Origin of the sequence: Xanthomonas prunicola (genome assembly GCF_002846205.1) — a bacterium.
GTDB lineage: Bacteria > Pseudomonadota > Gammaproteobacteria > Xanthomonadales > Xanthomonadaceae > Xanthomonas > Xanthomonas prunicola.
The window spans coordinates 168,807-187,363 of record NZ_PHKV01000004.1; the positions used below are offsets into that span (position 1 = coordinate 168,807).

Genomic DNA, 18,557 nt, shown 5'->3' on the forward strand with positions numbered 1-18,557 from the left:
GAGGATGCGCAACCGCCAGTTGCCAAGGGGAGGTATTCGCGCCGCATGCCCTCATTCGCCCCTGCAAGGCACCTTCTTCCCAGGCAGGACAATGTCCCGGCAGGAGAAGGGCGCCAAGCTTGAGCCCCCTCTCACCTTGATGCGAAAAGGCATGCTCATGCGCCACTGGCGCGTGTGGCTTTGGGCGCCCGCGTCGCAAGCGCGAGCCGGTGCGCGCCGGTGGGGGCGGGTACGGCAGACGCCAGCCAACCTCATGTCGCGTGGGCTTGGTTCCTCACCTGCCTGTGTCGGCACATTGACCACCTGGATCTGCGCATGGACCCGCCCAGATCACGCTAAGGCGCAGGACTGTCCCAGGCGTCCTTGATCTGCAGAATCTGCGGCAATGCCGCGTGGAAATGCTGCACCAGGCGCGGTTCCAGTTGTTTGCCTGCCATGCTGTCGAGCTTGCGCATGGCGTCTTCCACTGTCCATGGCGCCTTATAGGCGCGCCGTCCGCACAGCGCGTCGAACACGTCGGCCACCGTCACGATGCGTGCCGATTCGGGAATGGCATCGCCTGACAATCCCTTGGGATAGCCGCTGCCGTCCCAGCATTCGTGATGATGCAGCGCGATTTCTGCTGCCAACTGGAATACCGGACCGCGGCCGTTGCGCAAGAGATCGTGGCCGACCTGCGGGTGCTGACGCACTACCGAACGTTCGTGCTCGTCCAGCGAATCGGGCTTTTGCAGGATGCTGCCAGGTACCGCGATCTTGCCGACGTCGTGCAACGGGGCGGCGTCCTGCAGAGTCTGCGCCTGCCGCGGCGACCAGCCCACCGCTTCGGCCAGGATCCGCGCATACGCCGCCATGCGCCAGATATGCGCGCCGGTGTCGGAGTCCTGGCCCTGGCCGGCGGTGCCGAGCAGATGGATCGCATCGCGGTACTGCTGGGCAAGACGCGCGTTTTCGGCCAGCTTCAACTGGGTGGCGATGCGTGCCTTGAGCAGCGCAGGCGAGTAGGGTTTGCTGACGTAATCGGCGGCGCCCGCGTCCAGCCCCAGACGTTCGTCGTGCTCGCTGTTGCGCGAGGTCACGAACAGGATCGGGATGGCGTTGCTGGATGGCTGCTGCTTGAGCGCGCGCGCTACCGCGTAGCCGTCCATGTCCGGCAATTCGACATCCAGCAGGATCAACTTGGGCGTGTGGCGCGTCACCGCATCCAGGGCTTCACTGCCGGATTTGGCGAAGACCAGTGCGAAGTCGTCGCGCAGCAACTGGCGCAGGGTGGCCAGATTGCTGGATTCGTCGTCGACACACAGCAGGGGACGGGACGGCATGCTGGATCCTTGCCAAGCGGCTCGGGGAGCGCGATCAGTGCAGGTGGGTCGTCTGCCAATCGCGCAACGTGGTTTCGGCGCGACGGAAGTCGAAATCTTCGACGGCGCGGTGCAACGCTTCCTGCAGTGTGCGCGGTAAATGTGGCGCGCAGATCAGCAATGCGTGGTCGATCTGGTCGGCATCGTCGCTGGCGAAGGCCGATGTCAGGATCTGCACGCTGTCTGCATCCAATGCAACGCCATCGTCGTCGGTAGCAATCTCGGTGTCGCCATGCTGCAAAAACGCCCGGATCGCCTCAGCGGTGCGCTGCATGACGTCCTTCAACGCGATCAGCGAGGCGGTAATGTCGTGTCCTTCCTCGATGCGCGTTTCCAGATCGCCGGCCGCACCAGCCAGCGCCGGCAGCGCGAGCGAGCCGGCCGCGCCACGCAACTTGTGCGCCATCGCACCGATGGCCGGCAATTCGTTGCGGCGCAGATGCTCGGCGGCCATTTCCGCCGGGTCCGGGTTGTCGCGCAGCAGCTTGATCAGATAGCGCGCATACGGCTCGCGTTCGCGCCACAGGCTGCGCGCGCGCGCCGCGTCCAGCAGTTCCGGCTCGCTATGTTCCCACTCGGTGCCGGCGTGCACCTCGGCCTCATGCGGAAGCGACGGGATTCGCTGCATGCCCGGCTGCAGAAAATGCCGAATGGCAGTGACCAATTCTTCGACATTGAACGGTTTGGCGATAAACCCATTCATGCCGGCTTCCAGCGCTTTTTCCTGCTGTGGACGGAATGCGCCGGCGGTCAGCGCAATCACCGGCAGGCTGGCCAGGGCCGGGATCTGGCGCAGCCGGCGGGTCGCCTCGTAGCCGTCCACCACCGGCATCTGCACATCCATCAGCACCAAGTGAAACAGGTTGGGCGCGCGCTTGAGCGTGCCGACGGCCTGTTCGCCATCGTGGGCGACGGTGACCATGGCGCCTTCGCCTTCGAGAATGCGCTGCGCCACTTCGCAATTGATTTCGCTGTCGTCGACCAGCAGCAGGTGCGCGCCTTCCAGACGACGCGCAACGAATGTGGGGGCAGCCGGGCGGGCGCCTGGGCGTTCGTCGACCAGTTGTTCGACCAACCGATGCAGGGCCGCGCCGGTCACCGGTTTGGTCATCACCGCATCCAGATCCTGTTGCTCGGGATGTTGTTCCAGCAGGCGACGCTCGTAGGCGGTCACCATGACGATCACCGGATGCGGGCCAGGCGTGGCGCGCGCACGGATCTCACGCGCGATGGCCACCCCGTCGACATCGGGCATGCGCCAGTCGAGCAGGAAAATATCGTAGGGCTCAACGGCCTCTTCGATCGCCTGTAGCGCGGCCTGTCCGCTGGCCACCGCGTCCACGCGCCAGCCAAGTTCGGAGGCAATACGCACCAGGTTGTTGAGCGCTGCATCGTGGTCGTCGGCGATCAGCACGCGCGGCATCGCTTCCGGCGGCAAGGCCGGCAATTCGCGCTGTGCCTGGGGTGGCGCGGATTTTTCCAGCGTCACCACAAAATAGAATTCGCTGCCGCGGCCGGGCACGCTTTCCACTTCCAGTTCGCCGCCCATCAATTCGACCAAGCGCCGGCTGATGGTCAGGCCCAGGCCGCTGCCGCCGTAACGCCGGCTGGTGGAGGTGTCGGCCTGCAGGAACGGCGAGAAGATCAGGCTCTGCTTTTCCTTAGAAATGCCGATGCCGGTATCGCGTACCGAAAACAGCAGCTTGAGTTTGTTGGGGTCGCCGCTGGGGAAGCGCCGCACCGACAGCACCACTTCCCCCTGTTCGGTGAACTTGATTGCATTGCCGACCAGGTTGACCAGCACCTGATTGATGCGCAGCGCATCGCCCTGCAGCCAACGACTGTCGCGCGGCAAGGGCTCGACGATCATTTCCACCGGCTTGGCGCTGAGCGAGGAGCGCATCAGGTCGGCGATGTTGTCGAACAGCTGGTTCAGATCGAACGGGGCATGTTCCAGATCGATGCGCCCGGCCTCGATCTTGGAGAAGTCCAGAATGTCGTTGATGATTTCCAGCAGCGTGCGTGCGGAGCGGTCGATCTTGGTGACCATTTCCTGCGCGGCGCCGGGCAGTTCGCTGCGCTGAAGCAGGTACAGCATGCCCAGGATGGCGTTCATGGGCGTGCGGATTTCGTGGCTCATATTGGCCAGAAAATCGGACTTGGACTGGTTGGCGCTCTTGGCCGCATCCATCGCCAGACGTAGCTGTTTTTCGCGCAGCTTTTGCTCGGTGAGATCCACCGCCACACCCAGGTAGCCGATCACCTGATCGTGGTCATCGCGCAGGGTGCTCAAGGTCAGCAGCACCGGCAGGCGACGCCCGTCATGGCTGACGTAGGTCCACTCGTTGGTATCGCTGCGACCCAGGCTGGTGAGTGCGGCGATCGCTTCCAGCGTATGCGCCACCGGCGTACCGGTCTGATCGGCGAGCATGTGCGCGCGCTCTTGCAGTTCTTCCTGCTCGATGAACTGGCTGGCCTTGCGCCGGCCGATCACTTCTGCAGCGCTGTAACCCAACAGTTTTTCCGCAGCCGGATTGAACAGCGTGACGAAGCCGCCGGAGTCGGTGGCGATGATGGCGTAACCGGCGTGCGCCAGGATCGCGCGTTGCAGCACCGAGAACTTAACCAGCTCGCTGGTGCGTTCGGCCACCTGATGTTCGAGCGAAGCGTTGAGATCGATGATGCGTTGATGCGAGCGCACGCGGTCGGAGATATCGCGGAAAAAATGCGAATGCCCACTGAGTGTGCCTTCACTTTCGATGATGGGCGCTTTGCTGGCCAGCACATGCACCTGATGTCCGTCGCGATGGCGCATGGTCTGTGCAGCCGATGCGTTGCCCGCCAGTGCAGCGTCGGCATGGTCGATCTCAGGCATCGCATAGGGCTGCGGCGCCAGCAGCATGGTCAGGTCTTGGTCGATCGCCTCTTGGGCCGTGTAACCGAACATCGCCTCGGCGGCAGGATTCCAGTGCGTGATGCGCCCATCCGGAGTTTCGGCAACGATGGCTTCGCTGGAATGGCTGACCAGCGCAGCCAACTCCATTTGCTTGCGCAGCACTTCTTCGCGGCGTAGCCCATTGCTGAAATACAACACCAGCAGGGCGGCAAACAGCACCGAACCGGCCATCACCAGCCCGCCGATCAACCAGGGCGAATTCTGGTTGAGCGAGGCGATGAAGCTGGAAGTGGGATGGGCGGTGATGACCCAGGTGCGGCCATAGATCGGCAACAACCGCACGACCGGCGGACGCAGCGCACTGTCGCTGGCCGGCGTGCCGCTGCGATAGAAATTGTGGGTGGGCTCGTTGCGGTCGGACAGATCCAGCGCAACGTCGTCGCGTTCGCCCAATGCGCTTTGCACCATTTGCTCGACGCTGAAGGGCGCATACACCCAGCCACTGGTGGCGACCATGCGCTGCTGCGGCGTCTGCAGCGGCATGCCTTCGCGATAGATCGCCAACAACACCAAAAAACCGCTTTCGCTAGGAATGCGGTAACCGGACAGCGAGATCGGCGAGGTCATGATCGGCTCCCCGCTGCGCGCGGCCTGCAGGGCGGCGGCACGCCGACGCGGCTCGGAGGCGATATCGATGCCGAGCGGCCGGTTGCCTGAGGATTCCGGCTCGAAATACAACACCATGTAGCGCTCGCCATCCCACGGCGCCAAGGGCCGGCGATGGATGTCCGGCGCACCGTCGGCACGCGCGGCCTGCAAAAACGCTTCTTCGTCGGCCGGGGCGACGCGATGGATATAGCCATAGCCCAGCACGCCGGGAAACTCGCGCGGATAATCCCGCGAGCGGCTGTACAAGGTGAAGCGTTCTCGACTGATGATGTCGCTGCCTGCGCCGATCACCGCACCGCGTGCGCCGCGCAAGCCATGCTCGAAGGTGGACATGCGTTCGCTGATGTTGCGTGCCAGCGTGCGCACCACGTACTGGAACCGTTGCTCGCGTTCGAGCTCGTTATGCCGTTGCAGCCACACGCCGGTGGCGATGGCGGCAATCAGGCCGGCGATCAGGATCAGCAGTGCACCAAAGAATGCGCGACGCCCATAGATCCTGCGCAAATCCCAGCGGCCCTTCGGCATGTTCGTTCCTTCGCCTTACCTGTTACGTGCCCAGAATGCTGGCCGACATACATCGACCTCGTGGTACCGCCTGACGATGCTATGGCGGTGCAGTCCCCTAAGCCTGCACCTCATCCGGGTGGGCGAGTGGTGTTTCCGATATCAGAACGAGAGCCAGATCGATAACGCGTGAAGGATGAGCCCGATCAATCCTCCGACTAACGTTCCATTGAAGCGAATGTATTGCAGATCGCGCCCCACACCCAATTCCAATTGTTCGACGAGGTGACGTTCGTCCCAACTTTTCATCGTCGAGGCGATATGGTCGGTCACCGATGTGCGCAGGCGCGTGGTGAGCTTATCGGCCGCCTGCAACATATGTTGATTGAGCGCTTCGCGCAGCGAGGGATCTTGCGACAACGCCTGGCCGAGCGATTGCATGGAACGCTCCATGTGCGCGGCCATCGACGACTGCTCACGCGCCAGGTCATTGCGCAATGCATCGCGAATTTCGCTCCAAAGACCTTGCACGTATTCCTGCAATGCCGGATGTTCGATCGCGCGCTGCTTTAGTTCTTCCACGCGGACGGCCATTTCCGGCTCGTCGCGCAGCCGCGTGATATAGCCCTGCAACCATGCCTCATAGTCGAGCCTGATTGGGTGCTCGGGCGTCTTGAGGATGTCTTGCAGTTCTTCAATCGCCGCGCGCGCCATGCGGTCGGCCAGGCTGTCGCCGATCTCTTCGATCGGCTTGACCCAGTTCACGGTGCCAACCAGCTTGGGCCATTCGCGCCGAGCGTAGCGCACGATCAATGCCGAGGCGCGCGTCTTGACCTGTTCCTGATCCAGCCATTCGCCCAGCCGCAGTAATACTTCATCTAGCAGTTTTTGATGGCGCCCGTCGGTGGTGAGCAGGGCCATGACATCGCCGATGGTGGCGGCGGCATTCCATTTGCGCAGGCGGTCGACCACGAAGCCTTGAATCGCGCGGCGCACCGCCGCTTCGTCGAGGAGTTCCAGCGCCTGCAGCATCCAGCTGCGTGCCATCTGCGCCAGCATGCGTGCCTGTTCGGGCTTTGCCAACCAATCGCCCAGGCGGCTGGCGGGATCGAACACGCGCAGTTTTTCCATCAAGGCATCGGGGGCGAGGAACTGGTCGCGCACGAACACTGCCAGGCCGTCGGCCAGCCGGTCCTTGCCGCGCGGCAGGATGGCGGTATGCGGAATCGGCAGGCCCATCGGGCGCCGGAACAGCGCGACCACCGCAAACCAGTCGGCCAAGGCGCCCACCGTGGCCGCTTCGCAGAAGGCCGACACCCACGCCCAGAGGCCGTGTTCGCCCATCAGGTGGCTGATGATGAAGCCAGCGAACATCGCCAGCAGCAAGGCCACCGCCAATAGCTTCATGCGCTGCAGCTGGGCACGCCGGGGATCGGTGGGGCGGGGAAGGCTAACGCTTGGTTCCATGCCCCCGAGTGTACCTAGTCGGATGCGGATGGCATGTGTCCACGGACGACGAGGTTGCTAACGTTGTCGTCGGAGCGCGATTGCGCGTGATGGCATGACCAAGACACGCCAAGCGCGGCCACGGCGGCTCCTGCAGGTGACGCGCGATGCGGATGGCAGTGCGGTCAGTGCTGCACTCAGCCGCGCAGGCGTTCCAGCTGCGCCTGCAATGCGGTCACCTTGAACTGCAGCGCAGCGTTTTCGTTTTCCAGTTCGGTGACGCGGCGCTGCAGGGCCTTGATGTCGCGGCGTTCGGCTTCGCCGCCTTCGGCCTCGTCGGCTTTGGGTTTGCGCTTGGCATCGCGCACGCGCTTGGCGGCTTGTTTGAGTTCGGCCTTGCCGGCCTGCGCGGCAGCGCGTTGTTCGTCTTCGGACAGTGTGGCCACGGCAGCGGCGGCGCTGATCGAAATCTCGCCGGCCTTGACCGCTTGCACCACTTCCGGCGCGGCCTGCTTATGGATCCGTTCGATCATCACCACCTGGTTGCTGCTCAGGCGCGCTTCGCGTGCCAGTTCGGCGCGGCTGACCGGGGTGGAGGTTTCCTCCCACGGCGGGCTGTCGCTGTCATCGGCGGTGTGTGCGCTGCTGTCGTCCAGGCCAGTGTCGGGTTGGTCGCCGACCACCACCGGCGCTTCGGCAGCGGCAACGGCGTCGGCGTCGCGCTGGGTGCGTTGGCGTGCGGCCAGGATCTCGCGCTTGCGCAACGCCAGTACGCCACGCTGGAAATCGGACACGCTGCGCCGGCCCAGGTGCTGCTCGATCATCCACAGGTGCACGTCCTGCATGGACTGGAAGCGCGGGTTCTGCACGGTCTGGAACGGCAAACCATGCTTCTGGCAGATGCCGTAACGGTTGTGGCCATCCACCAGCACATCGCCCCACAGCACCAAGGCATCGCGGCAGCCTTCGGCCAGCAGGCTGCGTTCCAGCGCCTCGTGCTCGTCGGGCGTCAGCGGGTCGATGTAGGCCTTGAGTTCTTCTTTGACAACGATGTTCATACGGCAACTGCTGGGGTACGGGGCGGGCATTGTAGTGAGCCTGTCCCCGCTTTGCGCGGCTTGACGTGGCGCCTGCGCACGTGACACGCGGGCGCCTGTCGGTCAGCGAAGGGTGCAGTATTTGCGTTTCGCCAGCTGTCCTTAGTTGACCTGACGCAGAATCATGCCCAGCGTCTCCACCATCTGTCCGATCTGCTCGGGCGTGACGATCAGCGGCGGTGACAGCGCGATGACATCGCCGGTGACGCGCACCAGCAGGCTGCCTTCATGGAAACAGCGCTCGAAGACCTCGTAACCGCGCGCGCCCGGAGCACCGTCGCGCGGTGCCAGTTCGATTGCGCCGATCAGGCCGATGTTGCGGATATCGATGACATGCGGCAGCCCGCGCAGGCCGTGCAATGCATCCTCCCACTGTGGGCCAAGCGTGATCGCGCGCGCGAACAGGTCTTCCTCGGCATAGGTGTCCAGCGTGGCAATCGCCGCTGCGCAGGCCAGCGGGTGGCCGGAATAGGTGTAGCCGTGAAAGAGCTCGATCGCGTTCTGCGGTCCGTGCATGAAGGCATCAAAGATCGCATCGGTCACCAGCACCGCGCCCATCGGCACGGTGCCACTGGTCAGGCCCTTGGCAGCGGTGATGATGTCCGGGGTGACGCCGAAGCGCTGTGCGGCGAATGCATCGCCGACGCGGCCGAAACCGGTGATCACCTCATCGAACACCAGCACGATGCCGTGGCGGTCGCAAATGGCGCGCAACCGCTGCAGATACCCTTCCGGCGGCAGGATGACGCCGGCCGAGCCGGACACCGGTTCGACGAAGACCGCGGCGATGGTGGAGGCGTCATGCAGGGTGATCAGCCGTTCCAGGTCGTCGGCCAGTTCCGCGCCATGTGCGGGCAGCCCGCGTGCATACGCGTTGCGCTGCAGATCCAGCGTGTGGCGCAGATGGTCGGTACCGGCCAGCAACGGGCCGAACCACTTGCGGTTGTTGGGCAGCCCACCGATCGACATGCCGCCGAAACCGACCCCGTGATACGCCTTCTCGCGGCCGATGAAGCGGGTGCGCTGGCCTTCGCCGCGCAGCCGGTGATAGGCCAGCACGATCTTCATCGCGCTATCCACCGCCTCCGAGCCGGAGTTGGTGAAGAAGACGTGGCCCAGGCCGGGTGGGGCGAGCGCAGCCAGCCGCTGCGCCAGCACGAACGGCAACGGCGAGCCCATCTGGAAGGTGGGGGCGAAATCCAGCGTGCCGGCCTGGTCGCGGATCGCTGCCACGATACGCTCGCGGCTGTGGCCGGCATTGCAGCACCATAGGCCGGCGGTGCCGTCCAGGATCTGACGGCCGTCGACATCGCGGTAATACATGCCCTGCGCCGAGGCTAGCAGGCGAGGGCGCGCCTTGAACTGGCGATTGGCGGTGAACGGCATCCAGAAGGCATCCAGCTGCGCTGGTGCCTGCAGCGCATCGGCCGCATCGCGGGGAAGGTGGTCGGGCATGGAAGGCTCCGTCGCTCGGGATCGCCCGACTGTACGCAGCTGGCGCGTCGGCCGTCACCCTGATACCGGCAGGCGCACAGCATTGGCGGGGCGCGTCATGCGTGCACCGATCGACACAACGCCGCTACCAGGCGCTGCCGGTGCCTGCGGTAGCGCTGTGCTTGCAGCCGGTGCGGGCGCGGTTTCGCGACACATTTGGCGAAGCGCAAACAGACTAGTCAATTAGTCGCAGCTTCGGCCGTTAACACGCAGGAACGCCTATGCGATATGGGTGGCGCCGGCGCGTTGCAACACTGCAGGGCGCTGGCAAGCATTGCAAACAGGCAGAGATCGCCGATGATGCGCCAGACGACCGCCAGTTGGGCCTGGCCGGTGTCGCTGCTCATATCGCAACGCGCTGTTTGATTGCAGCTATCAATCGTATTCGGAACGGTCGACAGGACGTCGCCATCGCCCACCAGGCGTTGGTGTGAGTCTTGTCAGCCGTGCTTATCGCAGTTCATCGTTGGTTTTTGGGGGAAATGAGAATGACGCAAGGGTCCACCGTGGCGACAGCCAGTGGCGTACACGCCGGTCTGCTGTCCAAGGAGCGCATCGTTGCGCGTCCGGGGTTCAATCGTTGGTTGGTACCGCCGGCAGCATTGGCGATCCACCTGTGCATCGGCATGGCCTACGGCTTCAGCGTGTTCTGGCTGCCGTTGTCCAAGGCACTGGGCATCACTGAGTCGATTGCGTGCCCGGCCGATATGGGCCTGTTCGCGCGCATGGTGGCCACCACCTGCGACTGGAAGATCAGCGAATTGCAGTGGATGTACACGCTGTTCTTCGTGTTGCTGGGCTGCTCGGCAGCGATCTGGGGCGGTTGGTTGGAACGTGCCGGCCCGCGCAAGGCCGGTGTGGTCTCGGCGCTGTGCTGGTGCGGCGGCCTGGTGATTTCTGCAGCCGGTATCCATTTCCATCAGATCTGGATGCTGTGGCTGGGCTCGGGCGTGATCGGCGGTATCGGTCTGGGTCTGGGCTACATCTCGCCGGTGTCGACCCTGATCAAATGGTTCCCGGACCGTCGCGGCATGGCGACCGGCATGGCGATCATGGGTTTCGGCGGCGGTGCGATGATCGGCAGCCCGTTGGCCGATGCGCTGATGCGCCATTTCGCCACCCCCACCTCGGTGGGCGTGATGGAAACCTTCCTGGTGATGGCGGCGCTGTACTTCGTCTTCATGATGGCCGGTGCGTTTGGTTACCGCGTGCCGCCCAGCGGCTGGACCCCGGCCGGCTGGACCGCACCGGTGGCCAGCAGCAATGCCATGATCACCGCCAACCACGTGCACGTGAAAAAAGTCTGGGGCATTCCCCAGTTCTGGTTGCTGTGGGGCGTGCTGTGCCTGAACGTCTCGGCCGGTATCGGCGTGATCGGCATGTCCTCGCCGATGCTGCAGGAAGTGTTCGGCGGCCGTCTGATCGGCGTGGATGTGGGCTTCGGTAGCCTGGACCCGACTCAGCTGGCCAGCATCGCGGCCATCGCGGCCGGCTTCACCGGTCTGCTCAGCCTGTTCAACATCGGTGGCCGGTTCTTCTGGGCCAGCATGTCCGACAAGCTCGGCCGCAAGAACACCTACACGCTGTTCTTCGTGCTGGGTATCTGCCTGTATGCAGCGGCCCCGTCGGCTGGCGGCATTGGCGGCATTGCGCTGTTCGCAGGCATCTTCTGCATCATCCTGTCGATGTACGGCGGCGGCTTCGCCACCATTCCGGCGTATCTGGCCGACTTGTTCGGCACCCAGATGGTCGGCGCCATCCACGGCCGTCTGCTGACTGCCTGGGCCACCGCCGGCATCCTCGGTCCGGTGGTGGTGGGTTACATGCGTGAATATCAGTTGGCCCACGGCAGCCCGCCGTCACAGGTCTACAACACCACCATGTACATCCTCGCTGGCATGCTTGTGCTCGGCCTGATCTGCAATCTGTTGGTACGCCCGGTGGCCGCGCGTCACTTCATGACGCCCGACGAACTGGCGCGCGAAAAGCAACTGGCGCACGAGAAGGTAGACCGCACCGGGCACGGCGTGATCCCGCCGGAGCAGTTGGCGCGTATCGGTCATGGCGGAAACCCGGCACTGGTCGCGTTTGCCTGGTTGGCGGTGGGCATCCCGATGCTGTTCGGTATTTGGGTCACGCTGCAAAAAGCCTTCGTGCTGTTCCATTGAGATGAGATGACCATCCCGTCTTCCCGTTCCGTGCGTCCCGGAAGTGTGGTGCGCACGGTCCGTCGCCATCGCGGCGGCCGCAGCGCCACGGTGCAGGACATGGTGGCGGCCGAAATGCCGGTCGCCTTCATCTACAACGGCGTGCCGTTCGCGGTGATGATGGCCACGCCGGAGGACCTGGAAGATTTCGCACTGGGGTTCTCGTTGAGCGAAGGCATCGTCGATCACGCGCAGGACCTGCGCGTGATCGCGGTGGAGACGTTTCTGGAAGGCGCTTCGCTACAGATCGAAATCCCCCCCGAACGAGCCGCGGCGTTGGATCAGCGGCGACGCAATCTGGACGGCCGCAGCGGCTGCGGGGTGTGCGGCAACGAATCCATCGAAGCGGTGCTGCGTGTGCCGCCGGTGCTGAACTCGTCCTTGCAGATCGACGTGGATGCCTTGGCGCATGCCTTGGACGCGCTGCACGCACGGCAGCCCATCGCTGCGCAAACCGGTGCCGTGCATGCGGCCGGTTGGGCCGACGCGCAGGGCGATGTGCAACTGGTCCGTGAAGACGTGGGCCGGCATAACGCGCTGGATAAATTGATCGGTGCATTGGCGCGTGCGCGCATCGATGCATCGCGCGGGTTTGCGGTGGTCACCAGCCGCGCCAGTTACGAAATGGCCATGAAAGCCGCGCAGGCCCGAATTCCGCTGCTCGCAGCGATTTCAGCACCTACCGCGCTGGCGATCAGCCTGGCCGATAGTGCGGGACTGACCCTGATCGGGTTTGCCCGCAATCACGATTGTGTTGTTTACAGCCATCCGCAACGCCTGGATCTGGGTGTTGCCGTGGGAGAACCCGCATGAGCAAGAAAACCATCAAGCAGTACGACAATCCCGCGGGCGGCTGGGGCGCATTGCGCTCGGTGGCCAAGCACCTGATGGAACAGGACATCGCAGTGCAGGGCGCCAAGACGCTGCTGCACGCCAACCAGCCGGACGGCTTCGACTGCCCCGGGTGTGCATGGCCCGATCGCGACCACACGTCCACGTTCGAATTCTGCGAAAACGGCGCCAAGGCCGTGGCGGCCGAGTCCACCGCGCGCCGCGCCGGGCCGGAACTGTTCGCCTCGCACAGCGTGAGCGTGTTGTCGCAGTACAGCGATTACTGGCTGGAAGGGCAGGGCCGCCTGACCCATCCGATGCGCTACGACGCCGCCACCGATCACTATGTGCCGGTGAGCTGGGACGATGCATTCACGCAGATCGCTGGGCATCTCAATGGTCTGGCAACGCCGGATGAGGCGATTTTCTACACCTCCGGACGCACCAGCAACGAGGCCGCATTTCTCTATCAGTTGTTCGTGCGCGAGTTCGGTACCAACAACTTCCCGGATTGCTCCAACATGTGCCACGAGCCCTCCGGCACCGCGCTGCGTTCGCAGATCGGCGTGGGCAAGGGCACGGTGTCGCTGCACGATTTCGAGCTCGCCGACGCCATCTTCATCTTCGGGCAGAACCCGGGCACCAATCACCCGCGCATGCTCGGTGAGCTGCGTCAGGCCTCCAAGCGCGGTGCGGCGATTGCGGCATTCAACCCGCTGCGCGAGCGCGGGCTGGAAAAGTTTGCCGACCCGCAAGACAAGCTGGAGATGCTGCACAACGGCTCCACGCGCATTGCCTCGGATTATTTTCAGCTCAAGATCGGCGGCGACCTGGCCGCAGTGAAGGGCATCATCAAGCATGTGCTGGAGCGCGATGCGCAGGCCCAGCGCGACGGCACGCCGCGTCTGCTGGATCTGGATTTCATCGCCGAGCACACCGCCAATTTCGAAGCCTTCGCTGCCGATGTGCATGCGGAAGGCTGGGACACGATTGTCGAAGAGTCCGGTCTGGACGAAGCGGCGCTGCGCAAGGCCGGCGAGATTTATCTCAATGCCGAGCGTGTGATTGCCTGCTGGGGCATGGGCATCACCCAGCACAAGCATTCGGTGGCGACCATCCACATGATCACCAATCTGCTGCTGCTGCGCGGCAACCTGGGCCGGCCCGGCGCGGGCGTGTGCCCGGTGCGCGGGCACAGCAACGTGCAGGGCGACCGCACGATGATGATCTATGAAAAGCCGCCGGCCGCATTCCTGGACAAGCTGCAGTCGGTGTTCGGTTTCGCGCCGCCACGCGCAGACGGTTTCGATACCGTCGGTGCGATCGAGGCGATGCTGGATGGGCGCGGCAAGGTGTTCTTCGCGATGGGCGGCAATTTTGCCGCTGCCACGCCGGATACCGATGCCACGCATCCCGCGCTGCGTAACTGCGAGCTCACCGTGCATGTCACCACCAAGCTCAATCGCAGCCATCTGGTGCATGGGCGTGATGCGTTGATCCTGCCCTGCCTGGGGCGCACCGAGATCGATATCCAGGATGCCGGCTCGCAAGGCGTGACGGTGGAAGATTCGATGAGCATGGTGCACCTGTCGGCCGGTATCAATCCGCCGGCTTCGCCGGAGCTGCTGTCCGAACCGGCGATCGTGGCGCGCATGGCGGAAGCCACGCTGGGCGCGCGCAGTGCGATCCGCTGGCGTTGGTTGGTGGGCGATTACGACCGCGTGCGCGATCTGATTGCGCAGGTCTTCCCGGATTTTGCCGGCTTCAATGAGCGCGTGCGTACGCCAGGTGGATTCCGTTTGTCGAACACCGCGCGTGATCGCCAGTGGGTGACGCCGGAACAACGTGCGGTATTCAAGCCGCATGCGGTGCCCACCGATAATCCGATCCATCGCGCGCGTCGCAGCCACACCGAGCAGATTGTGTTTACGCTTGCCACCACGCGTTCGCACGATCAATACAACACCACCATCTACGGCTTGGACGACCGCTATCGCGGCGTGTTCGGCGAGCGCCGTGTGCTGTTTATCAATGGCGCGGATATCGCGGCGTTGAACATGAAGGCAGGCGATTGGGTGGATCTGGAAAGCCTGTGCGAAGACGGCGTGCATCGCGAGGCGCGGCGTTTCCTGCTGGTTGACTACAACATTCCGCGTGGCTGCCTGGCTGCCTATTACCCGGAAACCAACGCGCTGGTGCCGTTGTCCAGCTTCGCTGACGAAGCGCGTACGCCGACCTCCAAGTCGATTCCGGTGATCGTGCTACCGCACCGTGCAGAGGCCGCCGATGCTGCACCGCGCGACATCGGAGCGGTGCTTGTCCGCTGATCCGCAGCTCACCGCGCAGCTGTTGCATGTGCTTGCCGACGCGCCCGATGGCGTGTCGCTGGCACGGCTATGCAAGCACCTTGGCGTGCGCATGAGCGTGTTGCTGCGCACGCTCGCCTGGTTGGGAACCGCAAACCTCGACGGTCAACCCGGCCCGGATTGGGTCCGCGTGGAAGACCGCGGCGAGCGGCAATTCGCGCTCCTCACCTCTGCTGGTTTGGCGGAGCAGGCGCAGCGTTTGACGGCGCAAGCGTCGCAGAGCGATTGAGCGAAATTCTTGCTGCTTTGATGAAGATCTTGCGGTAGTTGCCGCTGGGGTGCACCACCTCCAGTGCGGACGAAGGTCAAAAGGCTGAGCCAGAAGTTGCGTCGCTCTAGCGCGCGGTGTCCTCACTGCTCGCGGGATACGCCGTAAATCCGTCCCTGGGGCTCGTTGGCGGCATCCATGACGCCAACGAGCCCGCAAACGGTGAGGGCACCGCACCACGAGGTGACCGGCGCTCTATAAAAGCGGCTCGTGATGCGACGGCCGTGCGGCTTCGCACTTGGGGCCCTGCAGCCAAGCCGCGCAGAGGCCCGAACTGCAGGCGTCACAGTTGACGATCGCTGGCTCGGCTTTTTAGGCACCTATACGAACATAGTGGTATCAGAGCGAAAAGACATCGTCCCGTAGCACTGTCGGTCACGCATGTAACTTTTTGGAGGCTGGCTAGCCTGCGCAAAGCGGCGCTGCGATCTGCCAGAATCGGCCGTCTTGTTCCCGGATGCCGATCAACGATGACTGCCGCCGCGCCGCTCGCCACGCCCACCAACTCACCTGCGCGTGTGCTGTTCGCCAGCTTGATCGGCACCACCATCGAGTTCTTCGATTTCTATATCTATGCCACCGCGGCCGTGCTGGTGTTTCCGACGCTGTTCTTTCCTGCCGGCGATGGCAGTTCAGCGATGCTGCAGTCGTTGGCTACCTTCGCGGTGGCGTTTGTCGCGCGGCCGGTGGGCTCAGCGGTGTTCGGACACTTCGGCGACCGGGTCGGGCGCAAAGCCACGTTGGTGGCAGCGCTGCTGACAATGGGCCTGTCGACAGTGGCGATCGGACTGCTGCCCAGCTACGCGCAGATCGGTGTGTTTGCACCCGCATTGCTGGCGTTCTGCCGCTTTGGCCAGGGGCTGGGCCTGGGCGGCGAATGGGGTGGGGCGGTGCTGTTGGCCACCGAGAACGCGCCGCCTGGCAAGCGCGTCTGGTACGGCATGTTTCCGCAACTGGGTGCACCGCTGGGCTTTCTGTTGTCGACCGGCACCTTTCTGGGCCTGGGCGCAGTGCTGGACGATGCGCAGTTCATGCAGTGGGGCTGGCGCGTGCCGTTCCTGGCCAGCGCGTTGCTGGTACTGACAGGGTTGTGGGTGCGCTTGAGCATCACCGAGACGCCGGATTTCCAGAAGACGCTGGACCGCAAGACGCGCGTCAAGTTGCCGTTGGGCACCGTGGTCTCGCAGCATTGGCAGGCACTGATCGTCGGTACGCTGGGCGCGTTCGCCACCTTCGTGCTGTTCTATCTGATGACGGTGTTCGCACTCGGCTACGGCACCAAGACGCTGGGCTACGACAAGGAACAATTCCTGCTGTTGCAGATGGCCAGCATCGTGTTTTTTGCGCTGGGCATTCCGCTGTCGGCCAAGTTTGGCGACCGCCACGGTGCGCCGTTGGCGATGATGCTGGCCAGCATCGCGATCGTGGCCTTCGGCTTGGCATTTGCGCCGCTGTTTCAGGCCAGCCACCCGTTACAGGTGCTGGCATTCCTGTCGCTGGGATTTTTCTTCATGGGGCTGACCTATGGCCCCTGCGGCACGCTGCTGGCCGAGTTGTATCCCACCGAGGTGCGCTACACCGGCGCATCGCTGTCGTTCAATCTGGCCAGCATTCTTGGCGCGGCGCCGGCCCCCTATGTAGCGACGCAGCTGGCGGCCAGCTACGGTGTGCAATCGGTGGGGTATTACCTGGGCGGTGCTGCGGTGCTGAGCCTGATCGCGCTAGTGGTGGCGCGACGATGGCGGCGTTGACCGCAGGTAACTGTGGGCACTCTATCGTGTGGATCGCGTAGCAACGCGTTGGCGCGGGATCGAGCGGGGGCGACCGCGCATCATGGTCCTATGGCAGTGCCGTGATCATGTTCACGCAGCCTCGGTGTTGACGATCTATGACGTCTGAGATCGTCCTGCCAAACCGGCAGTGCCATCGGAACAGCTTGCCTAATGCGACGGGCACACTGTGAACCGCACGTGTGTCGCCAGTGCGTCGATCTGCGCCAAGGCGTGTGATGAAGCGCGTCGTCTGCGGCGGCCTGCTTGGGCCTGCAGATGACGGAAGGATCAGCCAGCCAGACGCACTTGATTACGGCCGCCGGCCTTGGCCAGATACAGGTGCTTGTCTGCTTCGTTCAACAGGTGATGCAACGACTGGTCGCTTTCGCTGGCGATGCACACGCCGATGCTGACCGTCATGCTCAGCGTTTCCTCGCCCACGCGCACGCGCAGCGCGCTGATGCGTTCACGCAGCGTCTCGAAATAGCTGGTTGCATTGGCCGCATCCAGGCCGGGCACCAGTAGGCAGAATTCTTCGCCGCCGAAGCGCGCCACCAGATCCTGCGGCCGTGCATGCCCGGAGACCGAAGCGGCCACCGCACGCAGCGCCTGGTCGCCAGCTTCGTGTCCCCAGGTGTCGTTGATGTGCTTGAAGTGGTCGATATCCACCATTGCCGCGGTCACCGTCTGGTCCTGCGACAACAGTGTCGGAATGACGCGCTGGCTTTGTTCCAGGAAGTAACGTCGGTTGGGCAAGCCGGTGAGGAAGTCGCGGGTGGCCAGATCCTGCAGCGTGCCGATCAGTTCCAGCTGGTCCACGTTCTGCGAAACGCGGCAGAAGAATTCTTCGCGCGAAAATGGCTTGCGCAGGAAATCGTTGGCGCCGTTCTTCAAGAAGCGCGGAATCAGCGACGAATCGCTGTTACCGGAAATGCCAATCACCGCCACCTTGTCGCGCGAGCGGATCGCACGCAGCCGGCGGGTGAATTCGACGCCATCCATCCCAGGCATTTCCTGGTCGACGATGGTCAGACGAATGTCGGGGTCGCGTTCGATCGCTTCCAACCCCGCAGCGCCGTCGGCCGCCAGCACCACGCGGTAGCCGTACATCGACAGCAAGGCGCCGGCATAGGTGCGGGCCGACAGCGAATCGTCCACCACCAGCGCGGCGATGCGGCGATTGCGCTCCAGGCGCTGCACCAGCCAGGCCAGGTATTCGATGCTGCCCGGTGCGTTTTTCAGCACGTAATCGATGATCTGCTGCTGCAGCACGCGCTGGCGCAGATCTTCATCGTACACGCCGCTGACCACCACGGTGGGCAGTTTGCGCGAAAGAAAGAATTCCACAACCTTGTCGCGGTCGCCGTCGACCAGCACCAGGCCGGTCAGGACCAGGAACCAGCCGTCCTCTTCGTCGAGTACGCGCGCAGCTTCGGCCAGGGTCGAGACGACCGTGACCTGCAGTTCCACGCGTTGCTCGATGGCTTCGCGCAGCATGCTGGTGAACGTGCGCGAGTTCTCCACCAACAGCACACGCTGCGGCAGGACTGCGCTTTCACTGTTGCGATGTAGGGTACCTGGGGACATCGGCTGGCCGTGTGGATCGAACCGTCAGATCAGCTAACGGCTCTGCTCGTCAAAACTTG

At 63.9% G+C, this 18,557-nt stretch carries 11 protein-coding genes; 5 read left to right on the forward strand and 6 right to left on the reverse strand.

Features of this window, described 5'->3' with window-relative positions:
- Window positions 1–335: 335 nt before the first annotated feature.
- From XpruCFBP8353_RS14170 to XpruCFBP8353_RS14190, 5 genes are all read right to left on the reverse strand, one after another.
- Window positions 336–1,322, reverse strand: coding sequence for an HD-GYP domain-containing protein (locus XpruCFBP8353_RS14170; protein ID WP_101363797.1), 987 nt, complete (start codon window positions 1,320–1,322; stop codon window positions 336–338).
- 34 nt (window positions 1,323–1,356) lie between these two features.
- Window positions 1,357–5,451: a CHASE domain-containing hybrid sensor histidine kinase/response regulator gene (locus tag XpruCFBP8353_RS14175; RefSeq protein ID WP_101363798.1), complete on the reverse strand. Its 4,095-nt coding sequence runs from the start codon at window positions 5,449–5,451 to the stop codon at window positions 1,357–1,359.
- Window positions 5,452–5,592: 141 nt separating this feature from the next.
- Window positions 5,593–6,897 (reverse strand): DUF445 domain-containing protein, encoded by a 1,305-nt coding sequence (locus XpruCFBP8353_RS14180; RefSeq protein ID WP_101363799.1) that lies wholly within the window; start codon window positions 6,895–6,897, stop codon window positions 5,593–5,595.
- 176 nt (window positions 6,898–7,073) lie between these two features.
- Complete coding sequence (locus XpruCFBP8353_RS14185) at window positions 7,074–7,934, reverse strand: plasmid replication/partition related protein (protein ID WP_101363800.1); 861 nt, start codon at window positions 7,932–7,934, stop codon at window positions 7,074–7,076.
- A gap of 141 nt (window positions 7,935–8,075) precedes the next feature.
- Window positions 8,076–9,428 (reverse strand): aspartate aminotransferase family protein, encoded by a 1,353-nt coding sequence (locus XpruCFBP8353_RS14190; protein ID WP_101363801.1) that lies wholly within the window; start codon window positions 9,426–9,428, stop codon window positions 8,076–8,078.
- A 527-nt stretch (window positions 9,429–9,955) separates the two neighbouring features.
- On the opposite strand from XpruCFBP8353_RS14190, the gene XpruCFBP8353_RS14200 reads away from it, so the two are divergent.
- The 5 genes from XpruCFBP8353_RS14200 to XpruCFBP8353_RS14220 all read left to right on the forward strand — a co-directional run bounded on the left by XpruCFBP8353_RS14200 (window position 9,956) and on the right by XpruCFBP8353_RS14220 (window position 16,890).
- Window positions 9,956–11,635, forward strand: a complete 1,680-nt coding sequence (locus XpruCFBP8353_RS14200; RefSeq protein WP_101363802.1) for an OFA family MFS transporter — start codon at window positions 9,956–9,958, stop codon at window positions 11,633–11,635.
- Between the two features lie 6 nt (window positions 11,636–11,641).
- Window positions 11,642–12,487 (forward strand): formate dehydrogenase accessory sulfurtransferase FdhD, encoded by an 846-nt coding sequence (fdhD, locus tag XpruCFBP8353_RS14205; RefSeq protein WP_101363803.1) that lies wholly within the window; start codon window positions 11,642–11,644, stop codon window positions 12,485–12,487.
- A complete protein-coding gene (locus tag XpruCFBP8353_RS14210) occupies window positions 12,484–14,832 on the forward strand; it encodes an FdhF/YdeP family oxidoreductase (RefSeq protein WP_101363804.1) in 2,349 nt (782 codons plus the stop codon). Before fdhD ends, XpruCFBP8353_RS14210 begins: the two co-directional genes overlap by 4 nt.
- The gene (locus tag XpruCFBP8353_RS14215) at window positions 14,822–15,100 is read left to right on the forward strand and encodes a hypothetical protein (RefSeq protein WP_162301053.1); all 279 of its coding nucleotides are present in this window, start codon (window positions 14,822–14,824) and stop codon (window positions 15,098–15,100) included. The genes XpruCFBP8353_RS14210 and XpruCFBP8353_RS14215 overlap by 11 nt, the downstream gene beginning before the upstream one ends.
- 509 nt (window positions 15,101–15,609) lie before the next feature.
- A complete protein-coding gene (locus XpruCFBP8353_RS14220) occupies window positions 15,610–16,890 on the forward strand; it encodes an MFS transporter (protein ID WP_101363806.1) in 1,281 nt (426 codons plus the stop codon).
- Between the two features lie 309 nt (window positions 16,891–17,199).
- On the opposite strand, the gene XpruCFBP8353_RS14225 is transcribed toward XpruCFBP8353_RS14220, so the two are convergent.
- Window positions 17,200–18,498, reverse strand: a complete 1,299-nt coding sequence (locus tag XpruCFBP8353_RS14225; RefSeq protein WP_162301054.1) for a diguanylate cyclase — start codon at window positions 18,496–18,498, stop codon at window positions 17,200–17,202.
- Window positions 18,499–18,557: the final 59 nt, after the last annotated feature.